This is a genomic window from Alicyclobacillus vulcanalis, from assembly GCF_900156755.1.
Taxonomy (GTDB): Bacteria; Bacillota; Bacilli; order Alicyclobacillales; family Alicyclobacillaceae; genus Alicyclobacillus; species Alicyclobacillus vulcanalis.
Genome location: NZ_FTOO01000003.1, coordinates 98586 through 120086 on the forward strand (window position 1 = coordinate 98586; position 21501 = coordinate 120086).

At 64.1% G+C, this 21501-nt stretch carries 21 protein-coding genes; 3 read left to right on the forward strand and 18 right to left on the reverse strand.

The window, feature by feature from the left end; translation table 11 throughout:
• Nucleotides 1–20: 20 nt before the first annotated feature.
• The 4 genes from spoIIR to rpmE all read right to left on the reverse strand — a co-directional run bounded on the left by spoIIR (nt 21) and on the right by rpmE (nt 3159).
• On the reverse strand, nt 21–716 hold the full coding sequence (gene spoIIR / locus BW934_RS04715) for a stage II sporulation protein R (RefSeq protein WP_076345639.1): 696 nt from the start codon (nt 714–716) through the stop codon (nt 21–23).
• Nucleotides 717–798: 82 nt separating this feature from the next.
• On the reverse strand, nt 799–1740 hold the full coding sequence (prmC, locus tag BW934_RS04720; RefSeq protein WP_076345641.1) for a peptide chain release factor N(5)-glutamine methyltransferase: 942 nt from the start codon (nt 1738–1740) through the stop codon (nt 799–801).
• A complete protein-coding gene (gene prfA, locus BW934_RS04725) occupies nt 1737–2807 on the reverse strand; it encodes a peptide chain release factor 1 (RefSeq protein WP_076345643.1) in 1071 nt (356 codons plus the stop codon). Before prfA ends, prmC begins: the two co-directional genes overlap by 4 nt.
• Nucleotides 2808–2943: 136 nt before the next feature.
• Nucleotides 2944–3159 (reverse strand): 50S ribosomal protein L31, encoded by a 216-nt coding sequence (rpmE, locus tag BW934_RS04730; RefSeq protein WP_076345645.1) that lies wholly within the window; start codon nt 3157–3159, stop codon nt 2944–2946.
• A gap of 328 nt (nt 3160–3487) precedes the next feature.
• On the opposite strand from rpmE, the gene BW934_RS04735 reads away from it, so the two are divergent.
• Nucleotides 3488–3691 (forward strand): hypothetical protein, encoded by a 204-nt coding sequence (locus BW934_RS04735; RefSeq protein WP_076345647.1) that lies wholly within the window; start codon nt 3488–3490, stop codon nt 3689–3691.
• A 156-nt stretch (nt 3692–3847) separates the two neighbouring features.
• Here the strand turns inward: BW934_RS04735 and rho are convergent, their stop codons facing one another.
• The 9 genes from rho to pxpB form a co-directional block, all read right to left on the reverse strand.
• Entirely contained in the window at nt 3848–5152 is a 1305-nt protein-coding gene (gene rho, locus BW934_RS04740) for a transcription termination factor Rho (protein WP_076345649.1), read from the reverse strand.
• Between the two features lie 378 nt (nt 5153–5530).
• On the reverse strand, nt 5531–6178 hold the full coding sequence (fsa, locus tag BW934_RS04745; RefSeq protein ID WP_076345651.1) for a fructose-6-phosphate aldolase: 648 nt from the start codon (nt 6176–6178) through the stop codon (nt 5531–5533).
• Nucleotides 6179–6340: 162 nt separating this feature from the next.
• Nucleotides 6341–6718 carry a response regulator gene (locus BW934_RS04750; protein WP_076345653.1) on the reverse strand — a complete coding sequence of 126 codons (378 nt, stop codon included), beginning with the start codon at nt 6716–6718 and terminating at the stop codon, nt 6341–6343.
• Nucleotides 6719–6814: 96 nt separating this feature from the next.
• Nucleotides 6815–8431 (reverse strand): CTP synthase, encoded by a 1617-nt coding sequence (locus BW934_RS04755; RefSeq protein WP_076345655.1) that lies wholly within the window; start codon nt 8429–8431, stop codon nt 6815–6817.
• Between the two features lie 88 nt (nt 8432–8519).
• Nucleotides 8520–9050, reverse strand: coding sequence for a DNA-directed RNA polymerase subunit delta (gene rpoE, locus BW934_RS04760; RefSeq protein WP_076345657.1), 531 nt, complete (start codon nt 9048–9050; stop codon nt 8520–8522).
• Between the two features lie 404 nt (nt 9051–9454).
• Nucleotides 9455–10240: an enoyl-CoA hydratase/isomerase family protein gene (locus BW934_RS04765; RefSeq protein WP_234969608.1), complete on the reverse strand. Its 786-nt coding sequence runs from the start codon at nt 10238–10240 to the stop codon at nt 9455–9457.
• 69 nt (nt 10241–10309) lie between these two features.
• Nucleotides 10310–11065: a LamB/YcsF family protein gene (locus BW934_RS04770; protein WP_076345661.1), complete on the reverse strand. Its 756-nt coding sequence runs from the start codon at nt 11063–11065 to the stop codon at nt 10310–10312.
• Nucleotides 11066–11067: 2 nt separating this feature from the next.
• Nucleotides 11068–12105, reverse strand: a complete 1038-nt coding sequence (locus BW934_RS04775; RefSeq protein WP_076345663.1) for a 5-oxoprolinase subunit C family protein — start codon at nt 12103–12105, stop codon at nt 11068–11070.
• Entirely contained in the window at nt 12080–12805 is a 726-nt protein-coding gene (gene pxpB / locus BW934_RS04780) for a 5-oxoprolinase subunit PxpB (protein ID WP_234969566.1), read from the reverse strand. The genes BW934_RS04775 and pxpB overlap by 26 nt, the downstream gene beginning before the upstream one ends.
• Before the next feature lie 108 nt (nt 12806–12913).
• On the opposite strand from pxpB, the gene BW934_RS04785 reads away from it, so the two are divergent.
• Complete coding sequence (locus BW934_RS04785; RefSeq protein WP_076345665.1) at nt 12914–13747, forward strand: glycosyltransferase family 2 protein; 834 nt, start codon at nt 12914–12916, stop codon at nt 13745–13747.
• Here the strand turns inward: BW934_RS04785 and BW934_RS04790 are convergent.
• The 5 genes from BW934_RS04790 to BW934_RS04810 all read right to left on the reverse strand — a co-directional run bounded on the left by BW934_RS04790 (nt 13726) and on the right by BW934_RS04810 (nt 18899).
• Entirely contained in the window at nt 13726–14175 is a 450-nt protein-coding gene (locus BW934_RS04790; protein ID WP_076345667.1) for a YwiB family protein, read from the reverse strand. The two genes, BW934_RS04785 and BW934_RS04790, sit on opposite strands and share 22 nt — an antisense overlap.
• 6 nt (nt 14176–14181) lie before the next feature.
• Nucleotides 14182–15069 carry an agmatinase gene (speB, locus tag BW934_RS04795; RefSeq protein WP_076345669.1) on the reverse strand — a complete coding sequence of 296 codons (888 nt, stop codon included), beginning with the start codon at nt 15067–15069 and terminating at the stop codon, nt 14182–14184.
• Nucleotides 15066–15905 (reverse strand): polyamine aminopropyltransferase, encoded by an 840-nt coding sequence (gene speE / locus BW934_RS04800; protein WP_076345671.1) that lies wholly within the window; start codon nt 15903–15905, stop codon nt 15066–15068. Before speE ends, speB begins: the two co-directional genes overlap by 4 nt.
• 206 nt (nt 15906–16111) lie before the next feature.
• The gene (locus tag BW934_RS04805) at nt 16112–17866 is read right to left on the reverse strand and encodes an acyl-CoA dehydrogenase family protein (protein WP_076345673.1); all 1755 of its coding nucleotides are present in this window, start codon (nt 17864–17866) and stop codon (nt 16112–16114) included.
• 37 nt (nt 17867–17903) lie between these two features.
• Nucleotides 17904–18899 (reverse strand): NADPH:quinone oxidoreductase family protein, encoded by a 996-nt coding sequence (locus BW934_RS04810; protein ID WP_076345675.1) that lies wholly within the window; start codon nt 18897–18899, stop codon nt 17904–17906.
• A gap of 335 nt (nt 18900–19234) precedes the next feature.
• Between BW934_RS04810 and BW934_RS04815 the strand changes: the two genes are divergently transcribed.
• Nucleotides 19235–21268, forward strand: a complete 2034-nt coding sequence (locus tag BW934_RS04815) for a transglycosylase domain-containing protein (protein WP_076345677.1) — start codon at nt 19235–19237, stop codon at nt 21266–21268.
• Nucleotides 21269–21501 lie beyond the last annotated feature (233 nt).

Here is a 21501-nt window from a genome sequence, read left to right on the forward strand (position 1 = left end):
CTACCTCTCCTCATGGGCCATCAGCGAAACCGGGCCGCGATGGCGCGAACCCACTCTTCGGCGTGATCGAGCGTCCAAAGCCGCACCTGGACCTTCTCCGTGTGGCCGTCGCCCGTTGGGATGGACAGGGTCTCGAGCGGCGGCAAATCCGGAAATCCTCCCGTGTTGGGGACCGCGTCCCCTTCCGTGATGTCGATAAAGCAGAGCGGCGGATACAGGACGCACCACCAGTTCGCGCCTTGGCCTCGTCCGAGCACGATGCGCAGCGCCTCGTATTCCCCCGCGGGATACACGATGTTGCCGTACACCTTCGTGGGAAACGGCACGCGCGCCACCTCGACCTGGACGGGCTCGTCCACGTGCCACGCCGCCTCCACGCCCATGGCCGTCCGCTGGATCTGCGCCACGTGCGCCTCCACAATCGCGCGCGCCTCCGCCTCCGAATGGGCGTTTGCGAGCCACTGGCCCACCTGTTCGATCACGGCGTTGCGCACCGCGAGCTTCAGCGCCTGGTCCCGCGGGCTGTCGCTGTTGGCGATGATGCGCAGGCGCAACGCGTCGTCCGGAATGGCCGGTGCGTGGGGAGCCGCAATGCTGGCGAGCACTTCGCCGTCCCCCGCGCCCTGCACATTCGCGTGTGCCATCGCCGCTCTCGACAGCGCCACGCCCGCAAGAATGGCCGTGACAAATCCCGCAAACCGCTTCGCAAACCCCATCGTCCATCCCTCCTGCCGTTCTGGCAGTCAGTATGGACGGGGGAAGCGAATCTTAAACAGCTAGCAAACGCTCGCGAGAGATTCAGAGATTCTCCGTTTCGCGCGGCGCCTGCGGCTCGCGCGTCACCGTGATGACGCGATCGAACCCGCGCAAGTCCTTCACCTTTCTCACGCGAAAGCCGCGCTCCCGCCACGGTGCAAACAGACGCGCGACCTCGTCCGCCTGGTTGTGGCCGACCTCGAGGAAGACGCCCGCGCGCCCGCGCGCCAGCACGTAGGGAGGCATGGCTGCGATGCGCCGGTAAAAGGCGAGGCCATCCTCGCCGCCGTCCAAGGCGAGCCGCGGCTCGTAATCGCGCACCGACGGTTCCAAGTGATGAATCTCGGCCGTCGGAATGTAAGGCGGATTGCTGACAATCGCGTGCCACGGTCTTCCGCGCTCCGCTCGTTCAATGAGCCACTCGATGCCGTCGGCCGCGGCCCAATCCACGACGGCACCCAGGCGTTCCGCGTTCCTCCGCGCCACCGCAAGCGCGTCCGCGGACAAGTCCACAGCCGTGACCGACACCCCAGGGCAGGCGAGCGCAATGGACACCGCGATGCACCCAGATCCGGTCCCCACGTCGATCACGCGCGTGCCACTCGGCATCCGCTTCAAAAACCGAATGGCCTCCTCCACCAAGACCTCGGTGTCCGGGCGCGGGATCAGGCAGTCCGGGCCGACCTCAAACGTCCTTCCGTAAAAGTCCTGCTTGCCGAGAACATAGGCAAGCGGCTCGCCCTGGACGCGCAGGGCGGCCAGGCGCGCGGCTCGCTCCGCGACCTCGTCCGGCACCTGGTCGCCGAGCGATTGTAACAACTTCACGCGATCCCAGCCCAGCGCATGCGCCACAATCTGCTCCGCTTCGCGCTCCGCGAGGCGCTTGCGCTCATCGAGCGGCAGGTCCCGGTACGCCGGTGACTCGGGAAGTTGGTCTGCGATTGCCTTCAAAAGTCTCGCCACAAAGAACTTGGCCTCGCTCATGCTTCCCTGACCCCAAGCATCTCCGCCTGGCTCTCGACGATGAGCGCCTGAATGATTTCGTCCAGCTCACCGTCCAGCACGGCGTTCAGTTTGTGCAACGTCAACCCAATGCGATGATCCGTCACGCGGCTTTGCGGAAAGTTGTAGGTGCGAATTCGTTCGCTGCGGTCTCCCGTCCCGACCTGCAGGCGGCGCTTCGCAGCGAGTTCCTCCTGCTGCTCCCGCTGCGCCTTTTCATAAAGGCGCGCCCGCAACACGCGCAGCGCCTTCTCTTTGTTCTTCAGCTGAGACTTCTCGTCCTGACAAGAGACCACGATGCCCGTCGGCAGATGCGTGATGCGCACCGCCGACTGCGTCGTGTTGACGCTCTGTCCGCCGGGGCCTGTCGAGCAAAACGTATCGATGCGAAGGTCCTTTTCGTTGATCTCCACCTCGACGTCTTCCACCTCCGGCAGGACGGCCACCGTCGCGGTGGACGTGTGGATTCGCCCGCCCGACTCCGTGACTGGCACGCGCTGCACGCGGTGCGTTCCGCTCTCAAACTTGAGCTTGGCATAGGCGCCCTTGCCGTGAACGGCCATCACGACCTCGCGAAATCCGCCCATGTCGGTGTAGCTCGCGTCGAGGACCTCCGTCTTCCATCCGTGCTTCTCAGCGTAGCGCTGATACATCCGGAGGAGGTCTGCCGCGAAGAGCGCGGCCTCCTCACCCCCGGCGGCTGCACGAATTTCCACAAATACGTCCTTGTCGTCATTCGGGTCCTTCGGGAGAAGGAGGATCTGCAGCCGTTGTTCGAGACCCTCTCGCCGACGCTGCAGTTCTGACAGCTCCGCCCGGACGAATTCCCGCATCTCGTCGTCGAGCTTATCCTGCAACATCGCCTTGGCTTCGTCGATGTTCTCGGAGACTGTCTTCCACTCGCGGTACGCCCTGACGGTCTCTTCGAGCTCAGCCTGCTCTTTGGCGTACGCCCGCAGTTTTTCTGGATCCGATACCACGTCGGGGCTGCACAGCAACTGGCTCAGGTGTTCATACCGCTCTTCCATACTCGCCAACCGATCGAACATCGACGCACCCCCTCCCAGGCCCAGGACGGCCCGTACCGAGCGCAGATACCCACCCAGGAACAGAAAAAGCCAAAGCAGGCTCACCCGCTCTGCCCAGCGGCCGGTGAGCCAACCATGGCTTACGTCCCCTTTGCGCTCAGCGCTCGCCTTGCGGCTGAAGCCCATACTTGCGATTGAACCGATCGACGCGGCCGCCCGAATCCACAAACTTCTGCTTGCCCGTGAAGAACGGGTGGCACTTCGAGCAGATCTCGACGCGGATGGACTCCTTCGTCGAACCCGTCTCGAACGTCTCGCCACAAGCACACGTCACCGTGACTGTATGGTAGGTCGGATGAATGTCCGGCTTCATCGTTTCACCCCTATCTGCTTGAACACACTGCCCATGATTATAACAAAAGGTCTGCGCCTTGTCACGCACCGCATGCGACGAAGAACCACGTTTTTTAAAAGATAAGCCGATTTTACAAAATCGTAGCTCGTTCATACGCTGCGCAATTGTGGCAGACGAATGCCTCGCGTTAGGCTAAAGATGCGCGCAGGAAACATCCAAGAGCTCTTGGATCGCAGTGCAGAAGGCTTGGAACGCACATCACCATGGGCGGGGATGAAACCGGAACATCCCGGCCCGATGGACACCATGAACGCAATGGACACCCTTCAAGGAGGATGAGATTGAAATGAAGACATGGGAACTTCTTCGTACGTTGTTCATGGCGGCCGCGTCCGTGGGCACCTTGAGCATCGCGGCCTCAGCAACGGCGTTCGCCGGAACCGTCCAGCAGACACACGGCCTGACCAACCACATGTCGGGGACGGTCAATACCCACTCCGCTCACCCGAACTTTATCTTTCTTCCTCCGTTCCCCGACGAGGACGAGTGAAACAGGCAGTCTCCATCAGGCGGTCCGTTTCCGGGAGGCCCGGTCGGCGCCGGAATGGCAAACACGCATCTTGACGGGCATCTCCATACCGCAGAGACCCGGTCATCGTCCTTGGACGAGCAACCCCTCCACCGTCAGGTGTGAGGGGTTCATCGTTCACGTCTCGCTCGCCACAGGTTGCACGGCCGGCTTCTCGGCCTGAGGCACGGGTTTTCGCTCGACCCGATTCAGGCTGAGGCTGTCGAGAAACTCCTTGTTCGTCTTGTAGTGGCGAAACTTGCGGAGGAACATTTCGGTGAAGTCCTGGTTGTCACCCATGGACTTGCGAATGGCCCACACTTTCTCCAGTTCTTCCTTCGGCATGAGCGCCTCTTCGCGTCGAGTTCCCGAGCGGCGAATATCGATGGAGGGAAACACGCGCTTCTCGGCAAGCCGGCGGTCCAAATGCAGCTCCATGTTGCCCGTGCCCTTGAATTCCTCGTAGATGACGTCGTCCATCCGCGATCCGGTGTCAATCAGCGCCGTGGCGAGGATGGTCAGACTGCCGCCCTCTTCGACGTTGCGGGCCGCTCCGAAGAATCGTTTGGGCCGATGGAACGCCGCCGGGTCAATGCCGCCTGATAAGGTGCGCCCAGACGGCGGCACGACCAGGTTGTAGGCGCGCGTCAGGCGAGTCAAGCTGTCCAGAAGGATGACCACATCTTGTTTGTGCTCCACGAGTCGCAGCGCGCGCTCCAGCACGAGCTCCGCCACCTTGATGTGATTCTCCGGCACCTCGTCAAACGTGGAGGCAATCACCTCGCCCCGGACGGACCGCTGCATGTCCGTGACCTCTTCTGGGCGTTCGTCAATCAACAACACAAACAGGTGGACGTCCGGATAGTTGGTCGCGATGCTGTGGGCGATTTCCTTCAGCAAAACCGTCTTGCCTGCCTTCGGAGGCGCGACAATCATGCCGCGCTGGCCAAATCCAATCGGCGCGAACAGGTCAATCAGGCGGGTCGCCATGTTTTCGGGTGTCGTTTCAAGCTGGATACGTTTGGAGGGAAACAGCGGGGTCAGCGCTGCAAAGTGAAGTCGCTCAGCCGCCACCTCTGGGCTGTATCCGTTCACGGCCTCTACGTGCAACAGGCCGAAGTACCGCTCGTTCTCCTTGGGAGGCCGCACCTTCCCGCTGACGAGATCCCCCGTGCGGAGGTCGAAGCGGCGGATTTGCGATGCTGCAACGTAGATGTCTTCCTGACTCGGCAGATAGCCCACAGGCCGCAAAAACCCGTAGCCTTCCGGCATGATTTCCAGCACGCCTTCGGCGAACATCAGCCCATCTCGCTCGGCCTGCGCCTTGAGAATGGCAAAAATCAGTTCTTTCTTTTTCATCGATCCGTAGTGTGGGATCTGAAATTCTCGAGCATATTTGTATAGCTCTGTTAATTTCTTTTCTTCAAGTTCTCGAATGTCCAAGCGTCGTCCCTCACATTTCTGTCCCGGCGGCACACACCGCGCCACGGGCAAATTCAGACGGCTTGAGGCGGGCTGAGTCATCCTATGCGCCTTGCGTCGTCGCGGCTTGTTCTGACACCACACGGGGACCGAGATTACAGCATTTGAAAGAGGCAATCCAGCACGATGCGTGCCATCCAGATGAAGGCCATTGGAGTCTTCGGTGCGAGGAGAAACGCTGCGCGCGAGGAGCGCGGGAAGCGATTCCAACGGCTCAACCGGACGTTGTTGCGGCTATCCGTAGTATAATCACGACCCGCCCATTCTACAAGGGCGAGTCTTGTCGAACCGCCTGTAACATGAGCGAGCCAGGGCCTCCCGTCGGCCCTGGCCATCGCGTCACTTCTGATTCAGCTTATTCCAATCGGCCAAAAACCGCTCGATGCCGCGATCCGTCAGCGGATGCTTGATCATCTGATCCAACACACTGAACGGACAGGTGGCGATGTGCGCCCCCGCCTTCGCTGCGGCGGTCACGTGCATCGGATGGCGGATGCTCGCCGCGATGATCTCCGTATCGATGGCGTGGATGTCGAAAATCTGCGCGATATCGGCAATCAGTTCGACGCCGTCCATGCTGATGTCGTCAAGCCTGCCAATGAACGGGCTGACAAACGACGCGCCGGCACGCGCCGCGAGAAGCGCCTGGTTGGCGCTGAAGATGAGCGTCACGTTGGTGCGGATGCCCTTCTTCGCGAGCTCATGCACCGCCTTCAGCCCTTCTGCCGTCATCGGGATTTTAATCACGATGTTCGGATGGATCTCCGCGAGAGGCAGGGCCTCCTTGACCATGCCCTCCGCGTCCAGGCTCACGACCTCAGCGCTAATGGGGCCATCGACGATCTCGACAATCTCCTTGAGCACCTGAATGAAGTCGCGCCCTTCCTTCGCCACCAAGCTCGGGTTGGTCGTCACGCCACTCAGAATGCCCATGGCCGCTGCCCGGCGAATTTCATCGACGTTCGCCGTATCGATGAACAGCTTCATGTTCCTCATCCTCTCCTGTCCCCAAAATCTCCGGTCCTCCGGTCGCCACTCGTTGTCTCTCTGCTCGGCTCACCTGAGGGCTCGCGCGGGCGACCCGCGTACCACTTCTATGATACCATGCTTTGCGCGCACCAACTCACCTTTCGGCCGTCCAAGGCGCGCTCACATCATTCCAGAACTCGCTTCGAGGTGTTCCCGGACGGTCCGCCTCAACTCGTCGATGTCAAACGGCTTGGTGAAGTGGGCGAGCGCCCCCATTTCCATCGCCTCGTGAATCAGGTCCAACTCGCCGTACGCCGTCATCATGATGACCTTGGCATCCACGCCAAGCTTGCGGATGTTGCGCAGGATCTCCAAGCCGTCCATCCCCGGTATCTTCATGTCCAAAAGAACCAGATCAGGCCGCTCACGCTCGACGATTTGGAGGGCACTCGGCCCATTCGCAGCCTGGAACACCTCATACCCTTCCCGCTGCAGGACTTCGTGCAGCAGCACGCGGATCCCAAATTGATCGTCGACCACGAGCACCTTGTACGCCATGCCCCCACCTCTTCGCTAGCTCAACTCGTCTTCAGGATCTTCGCCGGGGCGGATCGAAATTCCTGTTTGCTTTCTCCGGCGTCTCGTGGGCGGAGGTCAGAGCGCGGCGCGCCGCTCGCGATACGCCAAACTCGCAGCGATGAAGTCGCGGAAGAGCGCGTGGGCGCGGTTGGGCCTCGACTTGAACTCGGGATGAAACTGCACACCGACAAACCAAGGATGATCTGGAATTTCCACAATCTCGACGAGCCGCCCGTCCGGCGACGTGCCCGTGACGGCAAGTCCGCGCGACTCGAGGTGTTCCCGAAAATCGTTGTTGAACTCGTACCGGTGCCGATGGCGCTCGGAGATCAAATCCGAGCCGTAGGCGCGATGCGCGCGCGACTCCGGCTTGAGCCTGCACGGATAGGCCCCCAGGCGCATGGTGCCACCCTTGTCCTCAATCTCCTTCTGCTCCGGCAACAGGTCGATGACCGGATACGGCGTGCGCGGATCGATCTCGCTCGTGTGGGCGCCATCAAGCCCCGCGACGTGGCGCGCGTACTCGATCACGGCAATTTGCATGCCGAGGCAAATCCCGAAATACGGGATCTTCCGCTCGCGCGCGTATCGGCAGGCGACAATTTTCCCGTCGATGCCGCGATCGCCAAATCCCCCCGGCACGAGGATGCCGTCCACGCCGCGCAGGAGCTCGTCCACGTTGTGGTCCGTTACGTCTTCCGAATTCACCCAGCGAATGTGCACGTGGGCGTCGTTCTCAAACCCTCCGTGCTGAAGCGCGGCCACGACGCTCGCGTAGGCGTCCGGCAGGGCCACGTATTTGCCGACGACGGCGATCTCGACGTCGCGATGCAGGCGCTTGATCCGCTCGACCATCGCCTCCCATTCGCGCATGTCCGCCGGCGGAGCGGAGATGCCAAAGTGGCGGAGCACGATGTCGTCCAGGCCCTCGTCGCGAAGGCGCAGCGGCACTTCGTACAGCACCTCCGCATCGCTCGCCTCAATGACGCTATCCTCATCAGTGTCGCAGAAGAGCGCGATTTTGCGCTTGACCTCCTGGCTGAGCGGCACTTCCGTCCGGCAGACGATGATGTTTGGGCTGATGCCGATGCTGCGCAGCGTCGCCACGCTGTGCTGCGTGGGTTTCGTCTTGACCTCGCTCGTCATGCGCAGGTACGGAATGAGGGTGACGTGGATGTACAACACGTTGTTGCGGCCGACCTCGTTTTTCATCTCGCGGATGGCCTCAAGAAAGGGTTGGCTCTCGATGTCGCCGACGGTGCCGCCAATCTCCGTGATGACGATGTCCGTATCCGGCTTGGCGGCCTGCATCACGCGCTCCTTGATCTCGTTGGTCACGTGCGGAATGACCTGGACCGTGGCGCCCAGATAGTCGCCGCGGCGCTCCTTCTGGATAACGGACCAATAAATCCTGCCGCTGGTCACATTGTTGTCCTGGCTCAGGTCATTGTCGATGAACCTTTCGTAGTGGCCGAGATCGAGATCCGTCTCCGCGCCGTCGTCGGTCACGAACACCTCGCCGTGTTGATACGGGCTCATCGTTCCCGGATCGACGTTGATGTAGGGATCAAACTTTTGAATGGTGACGTTCAGGCCGCGGTTCTTCAAGAGGCGGCCCAAGCTCGCGGCCGTGATGCCCTTCCCGAGACCGGACACCACACCGCCCGTCACGAAGATGTACTTCGCTGTCATGCATCTGTCCTCCCTGCCAAGCGCGACCAAAGCACACAAAAACCGCGTTCCGGAAGGCCCAGAACGCGTCCGAAAGGCGCGGAAGACGTCAGTCCTCCTCGTCTTCCTCGACTTCCTCGTCTTCGTCGAACAGCGGCGCATCGTCGTATTCGTCTTCGGGGAGAATTTCGTCCTCGTCCTCCGTCACTTCGACGTCGTCGAACTCGGACTCCTCGTCCACCGCCTCGACGGCGTCGTAGTCGAGTTCATCTTCCTCGAGGACGTCCTCCTCGTACTCCTCTTCGTCGTCCTCCTCGTCGCCAAACGCATCGCCGGTCTTGCGGATGAACTTCTTGCCGCTCGCCAACCGCTCCGCGTTGCGATCCGTCGGATACCAACGATTTAACCCCCACACGTTGTGACCAATACAGACGAACCGGCCATCGACGTTGATCTCCGTGAACACCCGCGCGATCACGTCCGCCACCTGCTCATCCGTCATATGGCGGAGTTCCTGAATTTCCTTCATGATGTCGCGGAAGTACATGGGCTCTTTGCGGGCTTTCAAGATCTCATACACGAGCTCCACGAGAGGCATTTCCTGTATCTCGTGTTCCGTTCGTGCCAATGAAATGGCCATCTTTGGAATCTTCCCTTCCAACACGGGATAGGCCGGTGGCCCATTTCGACCCCATGGACGAAGCTCGAATGACCGGCTTACATGTTATCTAAGTTTAGCACATGACGTCCAGACTCCAAACCGACATTTTTGCGGCCGTGCCCGGAACATCGCAGGATGTCAAGGGAGGCCGAGATCGCGCCGGATGCGCAAACGGCGAAGGGCGCCGTCCGCCGATGCGCGCCGTCCGCCGATGGGCGCCGGGCGCCAACCCCCAACCCAGGCGCCGCGAGATCCTGCACCCTTCTTTTCACCGCCACGCGAGCCGATGGAGCAAAGCCGTGCAAAGCTCGTCCGCGCGCCAAGTGCGGCGCAAACCGCTCCGCGCGCGGATACAAGCCTCTGAGGGACGGATCGGGCCGGCGTCAATCCTTGTGGAAGCGGGCCTCTCGCTTTTCCTTGAAGGCGGCCATGCCCTCGCGAGCGTCCCCGGAAGCAAAGCACAGTCCGAACTGCGCGGCCTCATACGCCTGCGCGCGCCCGGCGTCTTGACCGAACCCGTGATGTGCCGACCGCTTGATGGCGGCCATGGCCGCGCTCGACTGCCCGGCGAGCTTACGCGCAAGCTCCATTCCGCGCGTCTCCAGCTCATCCGGCGCCACCACCTCCGTGACGAGGCCGTACTCGAGCGCCTTCTCGACGGGGATCCGCTCGCCCAGGAGCATCATCGAGAGCGCGCGCGAAAAGCCAATCGCACGCGGAAGCCTGTACGTTCCCCCGAAACTGGGGTTGACCCCGAGCGTCACCTCGGGAAGGCCCACGACCGCGCCGGAAGCCGCGATGCGGAAGTCGCACGCCAGCGCAAGCTCGAGCCCGCCGCCGAATGCCCCGCCATGGATCAAGGCGATGACCGGGATGGGCAGCTGCTCAATGGCCTGAAACACGCGCTGTCCGAGCCGGGCCATGCTCTCCGCCTCGACGGCGGTCATGTGCTGCATCTGCGCGATGTCGGCGCCCGCGCAGAAGACCCTCCCCTCGCCGCGAATGACGAGGGCGCGCACCTCTTGTAGGTTTAGCATCGCGAGATGTGCGCCGATTTCCGAGAGGACCTCCCGGGAAAGCGCATTCAACGCCTGCGGGCGCTGGAGCGTCAAAACCGCCACGTGATCTTCCACGCGATAATTTGTCCACTGCTCTGCCAATGCCCTCACCTCATCCATCCGATTTCCATCATCCATTGCGCGCTCGGCTGCGCGCGGACGTTCGCCATCGCGTCCACGTCATGCGGGCCGCAGCCGGACGCCCGCCTGTGTCAACCGCTCGTGGAGCGTTTTTGCGAGCTGGACGGCCTGAGGCCCGTCGCCGTGCAGGCAGATGGTATCCGCCGCCACCTCGAGCCACTCGCCCGTCCGCGCGCGAACGCGCCCCTCCTGCACCATGAGCAACACCTGTTCGCACGCCTCGTCGGGATCGCGAATGACGGCGTCGGGATGCTGCCTCGGCGTGAGTTGGCCGTCCGCCTCATAGCGCCTGTCCGCGAAGACCTCGCTGCACGCGCAGAGACCGAGGGCCTCGGCCTGGCGTGCCAGCTCGCTCCGATAGGGCGCATACACCTTGAGTGACGGGTCAAAATCGGCGATGGCGCGGCAAATGCCGCGCGCGGCGGCGCGATCGACCGCGGCGCGGTTGTACAGCGCGCCGTGCGGCTTCACGTGGTGCAGGCGCACGCCGTGAGCGCGGCAAAACGCGGCCAGCGCTCCCATCTGGTACAGCACAAAGGCATAGATTTCGTCTTCGCGAAGCGCCATGTCCCGCCGGCCGAAGCCTTGAAGGTCGGGATAGCCGGGATGCGCGCCGACGGCCACGCCGCGCGCCTTCGCGAGGCCGACGCTGCGCGCCATGACGACGGGATCGCCCGCGTGCAGGCCACACGCCAGGTTGGCCGACGTCACATAGGCGAGGATGGCGTCGTCATGCGCCAGGCGATAGTGGCCAAAATCTTCACCGAGATCCGCGTTCACATCTACCTCGGCCACGCTCAAATCCCTCCTTGACCTTCCCACGCTTGGCGCGCTCGCTCCGCGACGAGCCTCAGCCACACGCGGGCGAGCTGGGTATGCATGCGCCTCAACCGAAACGCGTCCGCCACACTCACTTCCACAAACCGCACGAAACTTCCTGGTCGAAGCTGTGCCAATTTGTCGAGATCGGCGGAGATGACCGTGGCGAGCTTTGGATAGCCGCCGGTGGTCTGGCACTCGCGCATGAGCACGATGGGCTTGCCGTCCGGTGGCACCTGAATGGTGCCTGGCACCACCGGCTCGCTCGCGAGCTGGCGGGCGGAAGCCGCCAGGGCCTCGCCGCTGAGCCGCATGCCCATGCGGTCGGACTGAGGCGCCACCTGCCATGTGCGCTCGTAGAACGCGTTTCGCGACTCGGCCTCAAACCAGTCGGCCTGCTCGCCCGGGACGACGCGCACAATGTGGATGTCGTCCTCCACCTGGTCCAGCCATCCGCCGACCTGAAACGGCGCGACGGACGCGTGCGGCGCAATCGGGCGAAACCCGGCAGGCGGTTGAGGCGGCCCGGGCGCGTAGGGAATCTCGTCGCCGGCAGCGAGAAGGCGCCCAAGCCCGTAGCGCGGCAGAGCGCTCTGGCTTGCCAGTGCCGGTTCCCCAAGAAAGCCTCCGGCGATGGCTAAATAGCCACGAAAACCGCGGCGCACGTTGCGGATTTCCAAGACTGCGCCCTCACCGAGCCAGATGGGTCGCCCGGTCGGCAGCCGTTCCCCATCCACATACGCCCCAAACTCCGCGCCGCACAAGGCGATTGCAGCGGGCGCCTCAAAGGCAAGCGCGGGCCCGACGCCCGTGAACTCAAGCGCCGCCAGGTCCGAAGCATTGCCCGCGAGCCGATTGGCCGCCCTGTACGACAGCGCGTCGAGCGCACCTCCAAGCGGCACGCCCAGATGGCGATGATGGGGGCGCCCTCCGTCCTGCACCGTGGTGTACATGCCCGGCGACAACACCCGAACGCGCGCGACGCCTGGCTCATGTGTACGTGCCAAGGCGCTCATGGTATTCCTCCTCCGTCACCGCGCGAAAGCGCACCTCATCGCCCGGCGCAAGCAGGCTCGGCGGATTTCGCTTCACGTCAAACAGCCCGAGCGGCGTCCGGCCGATGATCTGCCAGCCCCCAGGCGTCGCAAACGAGTACACGCCCGTCTGAAATCCGGCGATCCCGACCGATCCCCGCTCGACCCGGCTGCGCGGCGTCTTTCTGCGCGGGACGCGCAGGCGCTCCGGCAAGCCAATCAGGTAGGCAAATCCCGGCGAAAAGCCGATCATCGCCACCCGATACGACCCCTCCTGGTGCAGCCGGATGACGTCCTCCGGCAAAAGCCCTGTGCGCTCGGCCACCTCGTCGAGGTCCGGCCCATACGCGCCGCCGTAGACCACCGGCAGCGTGACGATGGCCTTCCCCCCAACCGGCCCGCCCCTCGCCCCGGCCCGCCCGATGGCCCGCCTGGCGCGAATCAAGAGCTCCTCCGGAGAGACCTCGTCGAAGTCCGCATAGACCGCGACCGATCGATAGCCCAGGGTGACATCGTCGATACCTTGGGCATCGCCCAGTTCGCGGATAAGCGCTTCCCTCAGCGCCAACAGCCTGTCGAGCGCTTCTCCCGTCTCAATCGCCACATGCTCCGGTAAGCGCAGGAGCAGAGCCTGATCGCCCATCCATTCCAGCTGCACGCTCCCGCCTTCGATCACGGCCATTCCCACGCCCTCCGCAATGATTTACACTCATTGTATCGGATGCATTCGCGAAATTCTCTATGCCGGAGCGATGCTGCAGGCGGCACGGCAACAGGAGGTCATGAGCGCATGAACACGGATGCCACGCCGCGCGTGACGGTGGTCATCGCGGTCCACAACCGAGCGCAGGAATTGCCGACGGCCATGGCAAGCGTGTTCGCGCAGACCACGCCTCACTGGCGCCTGCTCGTCGTCGACGACGGATCGACGGACGAGTCCGCCGAGGTTGCGCGGCGCCACCAATACGACGAGCGCGTGCACGTCCTGTCGCTCCGAGCGAACGTCGGCCTCGGCAACGCCCTCCAGGCCGCCCTCGAGCACATCCACACGCCGTACTTTGTCACCCTGGACAGCGACGACTGGTTCGCGCCCACCGCGCTCGAGGAACTCCTCGCCGCCATGGACGCCTCGTCGCCCGACGCCGTGCTGGTGTCGGCCAACGCCCAGCACTGGCGGGAGGAGGGTTCGCGCCTCGTGCGCGATCACGTCCTTTTCGGGCGCCCATTTGCCGACAAGTTCGATTTCTTCCGCTACGGCCCCTATCTCGTGCCCCGCTTTTACCGCACCGAGGCCGTTCGCCGCGTGGGAGGGTTTGAGCGCGACCCAGCTGGCCAGGGCCGCGTCTACGAGGACAAGCTGATCCTGCTCAAGCTCGCCGCCGTCGGCCGGTTTCTGCACGTCGATCGCGTCCTCTACCACGTGCGCCTGCACAGTGCCAACCTGACGCGGCCCGAGGAGCGGGCGCGCCTCAATGCCATCAAGAAGGCGATGTACGAGCGGATGATGCGGGAATGGGGAAATCCGTACGAGATCGTGTGGAAGACGCACCCGGAGGGGTGGCTAGATGTGGCCGATCTCGTCCCGCGCGCGTCCGCCGGTGCTCAGGACCGCCGGACCCACTGAAAGACGAGATCGACAAATTGCGCTTCCTGGTCCGCGTAGACAAGGTCGAAGGTCACGTGCGCGCGGCCTCCCGCCTCGCCCACCGACACCTCGACGGACCGCGTCTCGGCGCGGACCGGCAACTCCTTCCCGTGGGCGCGAAGGACGAGATCCTGCGACTTGCCCTCGGCGAAGATTTGTGTGAGCGACACCTCCCCGCGGCGCACCATGAGGACGCGATCGCGCTCCATTCGCACGACGTACAACGCCTCGCCGTCCTGAAACGAGAGCAGATGCCCGCCTTTCACGTGCAGCCAGCGCGCGTCGCGCGCCTCGCCGCGGGTGGTCTCGTACCGCGTTCGGCGTTCGTCATGAAGCCGGGCCCGCCGCCGCCAGGTGACGTGGCAGTCCCAGCTCACGCCCTCCTGAGGTTCCAGCCAAGCGCTCATCGGCCGTCACCGCACAAACGCCAAGAGCGCCTCGCGCACGATTTTGGAGGCGAGGATCTGCGTCTGCTCGGTCGGATCGATCTGCGGCGCCACCTCGACGAGGTCGAAGCCGACGACGCGGAGGGCCTTCATATAGGTGATGGCGCGAAACGCCTCCGGCGCGAAAATGCCGCCGTGTTCGGCCGTGCCGGTCCCGGGTGCGGTCGCCGGATCGAACACGTCGATGTCCCAGGTGATGTAGACGGGCTTCCCATGCAACTCGGGGAGCGCGGCGCGCAGCGGCTCGGCGAGCTCAAACGGCGCGAAGTGCGTGTGCTCGCGGGCCCATTGAAATTCCTCGCGCGTCCCGCTGCGAATGCCGAACTGGTAGACACGATCCGGCCCGATGAGATCGCACACCTTCTTGATGACCGTCGCGTGCGACAGGGGCTCGCCCTCGTAGTGATCGCGCAGGTCGGTGTGCGCGTCGATGTGGATGACGCGCAGATCCGGGTAGCGCTCGAACGCCGCGCGAATGGCGCCCCACGAGACGAGGTGTTCGCCGCCGAGGCCGATCGGCAACTTGTCCGCCGCGTAGAGCGCCGAGACGTACTGGTAAATGCGCTCGAGGCTCTCCTCTGGATTGCCGAAGGCAAGGGGGATGTCTCCGGCGTCGAAGTAGCTGATCTCGCTCAGGTCGCGATCGAGATAGGGGCTGTATTCCTCCAGCCCGAGACTCACCTCGCGGATGCGCGCGGGCCCGAGCCTCGCCCCCGCGCGAAACGAGACCGTCCAGTCCATAGGCATGCCGTAGATGACCGCCTTGGCGGCGTGGAAATCGTCGGTTGCGCCGATGAACACATTGCCGCTGTAGGCGAGCGGAAACGCTTTTGCCACATCGAACGAGAACGTCATTCGCCGACAAGCTCCTTCACAAAATTCGGCAGGGCGAGCGAGGCGTGATGAATCTCGCGGTTGTAGTACTTGGTGTCATGCACCCGAACCTCGCTGACGTCCTGCGGGCGATACTTTTTGCTGCCGAGGGTGAAGCTCCACATCCCCGTCGGATACGTCGGGACGTACGCCAAGTAGAGCTTCGCAACCGGGAACGTGGCGCGCACGTCGCCGTAGACCTGGCGGATGAGGTCCTGATTGATGAACGGCGACTCGGTCTGGGCCGCCATCAGGCCGTCTTCCTTGAGCGCGCGGAACACCGACTCGTAGAACGGGCGTTGGAAGAGCCCCACCGCGGGCCCGACGGGATCGGTGGAGTCAATGAGGATGACGTCGAACTCGTTCGGGTGCTCCTCGACGTAGCGGATGCCGTCCACAATCTGCACGTCGACGCGGGGATCCGAGAGGCCCGACGCGATGTGCGGAAAGTATTTCTTGGAGGCCTCGACGACGCGCCCGTCGATCTCGGCGAGCACCGCGCGCTCCACGGACGGATGCTTGATGACCTCGCGGATGATGCCGCCGTCGCCGCCACCGACCACGAGCACGCTCTTCGGGTTCGGATGCGTGTGCAGGGGCACGTGCGCCAACATCTCGTGGTACACGAACTCGTCCTTATCCGTCGTCATGATGCAGCCGTCGAGCACGAGCAGGTTGCCGTACTGAACCGTCTTGTAGACGTCAAGCTGCTGGTACTCGGTCTTCTCGCTGTGAATCGTCTTTTCTATCCGCAGTCCGATGGTCAAATTGTCGTTCTGAAGTTCTGTAAACCAAAGATGGGTCTGTGCCACCTTCATCCATCCTTTCTCGGGCGGTATTATACCAAACTCGCCGCAAAGGCCCGAGGACAAGGGTAACGAATTCGCCGCGGCGGATCCAGCTTGCCGCGTGGGAGCAAGGATGAAGCCGTGACACGACAAGTGGCCGAAGGCGCCCTTCCGGGCCCGTTCGGCCACCGTCATCCGCGCAAACGCGCGATTCCTTCCTTCTCTTCGTGCGGGCGTCAGTCGAGCGGATAGCCGCCCCTTTCGACGACCAGGTTCGCCAACCGGCGCCGGTGGGCAATCCCGTCTGGATCGCGAAGCGCCGCGAGATGGCGGATGGCGTCCAGGCCTCGCTCCCTGCTCCCGGCGTGATCGCCCACGGCAGCAAACAGCCCCATGGCGGCATCGGCCGCAGACTGCACCTCAAGATCGAGCGCCACCGCGGCGAGCGCCCGATGGACCTCGGCGTCGTCAGAAGCGGCCTTTTCGGCCCGGAGAACGGCACTCTCCGCCGCGTAGAGGGAAATCGCGAGATCGGCCAACTGCATCGCAATCTCCTGCTCCGCGTCCAGTCGCCCGGCAAATCGATCCGCCACAAGGGCACAGCCTGCAAGATAAAGGGATCGCATGATCTCCAGGGCCGCGCGCCCGAAGGCCGCCTGTGCCGCACGCCCAGAAGCCAGCTTGCCGAGCGCGTCCACCGCATCGGACAGGCGGGCGAGTGCCGCGCTGTCCCGGCTGATGCGCCGCAAAAAGTGGGTGGGGATGAGGAGGCGGTTGATTTCGTTCGTGCCCTCAAAGATGCGCTGGATGCGCGCATCCCGCAGCATGCGCTCCACGTGATATTCGCGGATGTAGCCGTATCCGCCGTGGATTTGCACCGCCTCGTCGGCGGCCTTCCAAAGCGTCTCGGACCCGTACACCTTGCACACCGCGCACTCGATGGCGTGCTCCCGCAGACGCGACTCCTTGTCCTTGGTGGGCAGCTCACCATAGAGCGGCGCGAGCTCGTGTTCCAGCATCGCGGCGGTGCGATAGACGAGCGACTCCGCCGCGTAAATGCGCGCCGCGATCGACGCGAGCTTCGCCTGCGTGGCAGGAAACTCGGCGATGGCCCGGCCGAACTGGCGCCGTTCGGCAGCGTAACGGGCCGCGGCCTGCAGCTCCCGCTTCGCGCCGCCGACGTTGCCGGCGCCCAGGTTGAACCTGCCGAGGTTCAACACGCCGAGCGCGACCGCGTGACCGCGTCCGACTTCCCCAATGACGTTTTCCGCAGGCACCGGGCAGTCCTCGAAGATGACCTGCCGCGTGGACGATCCGTGGATGCCCATCTTCTGCTCCTCGGGGCCGAGCGAGATGCCAGGGAACGTCCGCTCCACAAGAAAGGCGGTGAAGTGTTCGCCGTCCACCTTGGCGTAGACAATGAAGGTGTCCGCAAAGCCCGCATTCGTGATGAACTGCTTCGTCCCGGAGATGAGGTAATGCGTGCCATCCTCGCTCCTTCGCGCCACGGTCTTGGCGGCAAGCGCGTCCGATCCGGCCGTCGGCTCCGTCAAGCAATACGCGCCGAGATACTCGCCGCTCGCCATTTTCGGCAGGATGCGCTGCTTCACGCCTTCGCTCGCAAAGTAGGTGATGGGCAGCGTCGCGATACAGGTATGGTTGGAATGAGCGACGCCGTAGGCGCCCGTCATCCCCACCATCTCCCCGACGATGGCTTTCGAGATTTTGTCGAGGCCGAGGCCGCCGTACGCCTCTGGCACGCTGTGCGCGAGAAGGCCGAGATCCCCCGCCTGTTTCAACAGGCGAACGACGCAGTCGAAGTCCTCCTGCTCAATGGCATCCTGCTTGGGCCACACCTCGCGCTCCACAAACTCGCGCGCCGTTTGGCGAATCATGCGGTGCTCGTCGGTGAACTCTTCGGGCGTGTAGACCTCGGCCGGATCGACCTCGTGCAAGAGAAAGGTCCCGCCAGGCACCCGAACTTCCATCATGCTGATGTCCCCCTTTGTCCGTACAAGGCCACGCCGATCACGGCGCAGCTACAATCACTTTTCCGACGCTTTGCCGGCCGCCGAGCGCGTCCATCGCCTGGATGGCTTCCTCAAAGGGATAGATGTGGCGCACAAGCGGGCGGATTTGCCCCGCCTCATACAGGCGAAGGAGCGCGTCGTGCATCTCGCGCACCGCCTCTGGGTACAGCCGGTGAAAGAGCCCCCAGTGCACGCCGACAAGGCTGTAGTTCTTGACGAGCGCGTGGTTCATCGGCGCCTGCGGAATTCGGCCGCTCGCAAACCCGATGACGAGCAACCGCCCTTCGAAGGCGATGCATTTGCGCGACTGGTCAAATACGTCTCCGCCGACCGGATCGAAGATGACATCGGCGCCGCGGCCTTGTGTGAACGCTTTCACCGCTTCCACGAAGTCGCCTGTCCGATAGTCGATCGCCTCGTCGGCGCCAAGCTGACGGCACGTCTCCACCTTCTCTGGGCCGCCCGCCGTCGCGATGACCCGCGCCCCCGCGGCCTTGCCCAGCTGAATGGCGGCCGACCCCACGCCGCCCGCTCCGGCGTGCACCAGCAGCACTTCGCCGGGCTGAAGCCTCGCCAGCCTGTGGAGCGCGTAGTACGCGGTGTGATACGTGATGAACATCGCCGCCGCTTCGGCGGGTGACGCCCCTCGCGGCACCTTGTGCACCTGCGCGAGCGGCACGACGACTTGTTCCGCCAGGCCCCCCGCGGGCAGCGCCGGCAGGGCGATGACGCGATCGCCCATGTGGAAAGGCGCACCTTGCGCGACGTCCTCCGCGATGTCCTCGACGATGCCAGACACCTCGACGCCTGGCGTGAAGGGCAGGGGCGGCTTTTCTTGGTACTGTCCCTGGCACACCAGCAGATCGAGAAAGTTGAGGGCCGTAGCTTCCACGCGGATTCGTGCGGCGCCCGCTTGCATGGAGGGCGCCGGAACGTCCTCGAGGCGAAGCACGTCGCGATGCGGCCCCAGTTCGCGCACCACCCAGGCCTTCATACAAACCCTCCTCATCCAGCGATGGAAGCGACACCACGCCCACCCCGGCGATCCCGTCCCGGCGCTCCGCCGAGCGCGCGGAAGGCGGCGTTTGGGCTGGGTCCGTGCGTCGCCTGCCGGCCTGCGCGCGGCGAGATCACGGCAGGCACAGTGCACAACATATGAAACGCGATTTCACCATCGAAACAAACGAGCCAACCCTCTCGTTCTCAGTCTACGCCACGCCGTCCGTCCTGACAAGAAGGCGCACGGGCGATACCCCATCTCTTGGAATATTTTTCATCGCGCCGCTCACACTACACGTGTGTCCATCCTCTCGCCGGAGGTCCCATGTCATGCCTAAACCGTTCATTCCCGACACCGAGACGCGCCCCCTGCACCGCGGCCGCATGTCCTTTGCCCGCATCGCCGCGATCGCATTTGGCAGCGCGTTCGGCGCCGGTTTCATCGGCACGTCGCTCGTCCTGGTCGGTCTGAAACTCTTGCCGCTCCCTGCGACCGCACAGGCCGCGCCCACCCAGCTCACCTCGGAAGACGGGCGGCCGATTGCGCTCTGGTCTCCCGCCGGCCAGGTGCGCACCACGGTCCCGCTCCGCGCGTTCCCGCACTGGCTCGTCGAGGCCACCCTCGCGACGGAGGACGCCAATTTCTACCGAGATCACGCCATCAGCGTGCGGTCGACGCTGCGCGCGATCGCCGTGAACGTGCGCCACGGCGAGATCGTGCAGGGGGGCTCGACCATCACGCAGCAGCTCGCCAAAAACCTATATCTCACGCAGGACCGCACCTTCGGCCGCAAGGTGCGCGAGGCCTTGCTCGCCCTGCAACTCGAGCTGCACGAGCCGAAGAACTGGATCCTGGACCGGTATCTCAACGTCGTCTACTACGGACACGGCGCGTACGGGGCTCCTGCGGCGAGCCAGCTCTACTTCGGCAAACCCGTTCAATCGCTCGATCTCGCCGAGTCCGCAATGCTCGCGGGACTGCCGAAGGGCCCGACGCTCTACTCTCCACTCGACCATCCAGAACGCGCCAAGGCGCGCCAAAAAGCGGTGCTCGAGCGCATGGTCGCGACGGGTTACATCACGAAGGCCCAGGCGGACGCCGCGATGGCTGAACCGCTCCACATCGCGCGCCACCAGCCGCCGACGCTCAGCGCCCCTTACTTCAGCGAAATGGCGTTCAACGAAGCCAAGCGCATGGCCCGCCTCACCGATAACGATCTCGACGCCGGCTACGTCCGCATCCACACCACGCTCGACCCGCTTCTGCAAAAGGCGGCCGAGCGGGCCATTCAGTCGACCCTGCCGCCCTCAAGCGGCATCCAGGCCGCGCTCGTGGCGTTGGACCCAGAGACGGGTGCGATTCGCGCTCTCGTCGGCGGGCGGGACTATCGCGAGAGCCCGTTCAACCGGGCGCTCGGCAAAAGGCAGCCGGGATCGACCTTCAAGGCGTTTGTGTACGGCGCCGCGCTCGAGCACGGCTGGACGCCCGCGCGGGAGGTCGACTCCAAGCTGACGACGTTCATCTACGGGCCGTCGCCCGCGGACGAGTACATCGTGCACGACTACGGCGACATCTACGCGGGCCGGCCGCTCACGCTGCGCGAGGCCATTGCGCGATCGGACAACGTGTACGCGGTGCAGACGGAACTCGCGATTGGAACGCAAAACGTGGTGTCCTTTGCAAGGCGGCTCGGCATCGACGAGGACATGAAGCCATACCCATCGCTCGCCCTCGGGGTATTCCCGGTCACGCCGGTGGAATTGGCCGCCGCGTATGCCACCTTTGCCAACGGAGGGTACAAGGTGACGCCGCACGCGGTCGAGTCGGTCGACACGCCCTACGGGCGCACGGTTCACCCGCTCGATAAAACGCGCGTCATATCGCCGGAGCTGGCGTTTCAAATGACGGATTTGATGCAGAGCGTGCTCGCGCCAGGAGGGACGGGCTACGGAGCGCTGCCGTACCTGCACGGACCGGCCGCGGCCAAGACGGGCACCACCGACACGGACGCATGGATGGTCGGCTACACGCCAAGACTCGTCGTGGCGGTCTGGGTGGGATACGATTCCGGTCGGCCGCTCACCGTACAGGAGTCGCACCTGGCGGCGCCCATCTGGGGCAAGTTGATGGGCACGGCGCAGGCACATCTGCCCGGCGACTGGTACAAGCCGCCGTCGGATCTCGAGGCCGTCCGCATCGACCCGCTGTCCGGCGCGCTGGCCACGCCGCGGTGCGGCGCCGTAGAGACGGACTACTTCCTGCCCGGAACGGCACCCACGGCAACGTGTCCGCTGCACCGGGCTCCGGTCGTACCCGAACCCGCGCCGAGCCGGCTTTGGAACTGGCTCAAGCGGCTCTTCTGAGAAACGGCGATTCAAAAGCTCGCCCGGCGCGGCAGCGGCTTTCCCAAGCAGCCGGGCGACTCGCGGAACGCTCACGCGACTTCCCGCGCCTCGCGCCCAGTCGATCCACAACGTCACGCCCGCTCCGCGAGCCCGCCGCCGGCGCCGGCGGATCGTTCCCTGTGGCGGTCGCGCCGCGCGGTGGCGCGGAATCTTGCGACAAGTCGCGCGCGGCCTGTGTTACAATGGCGGAG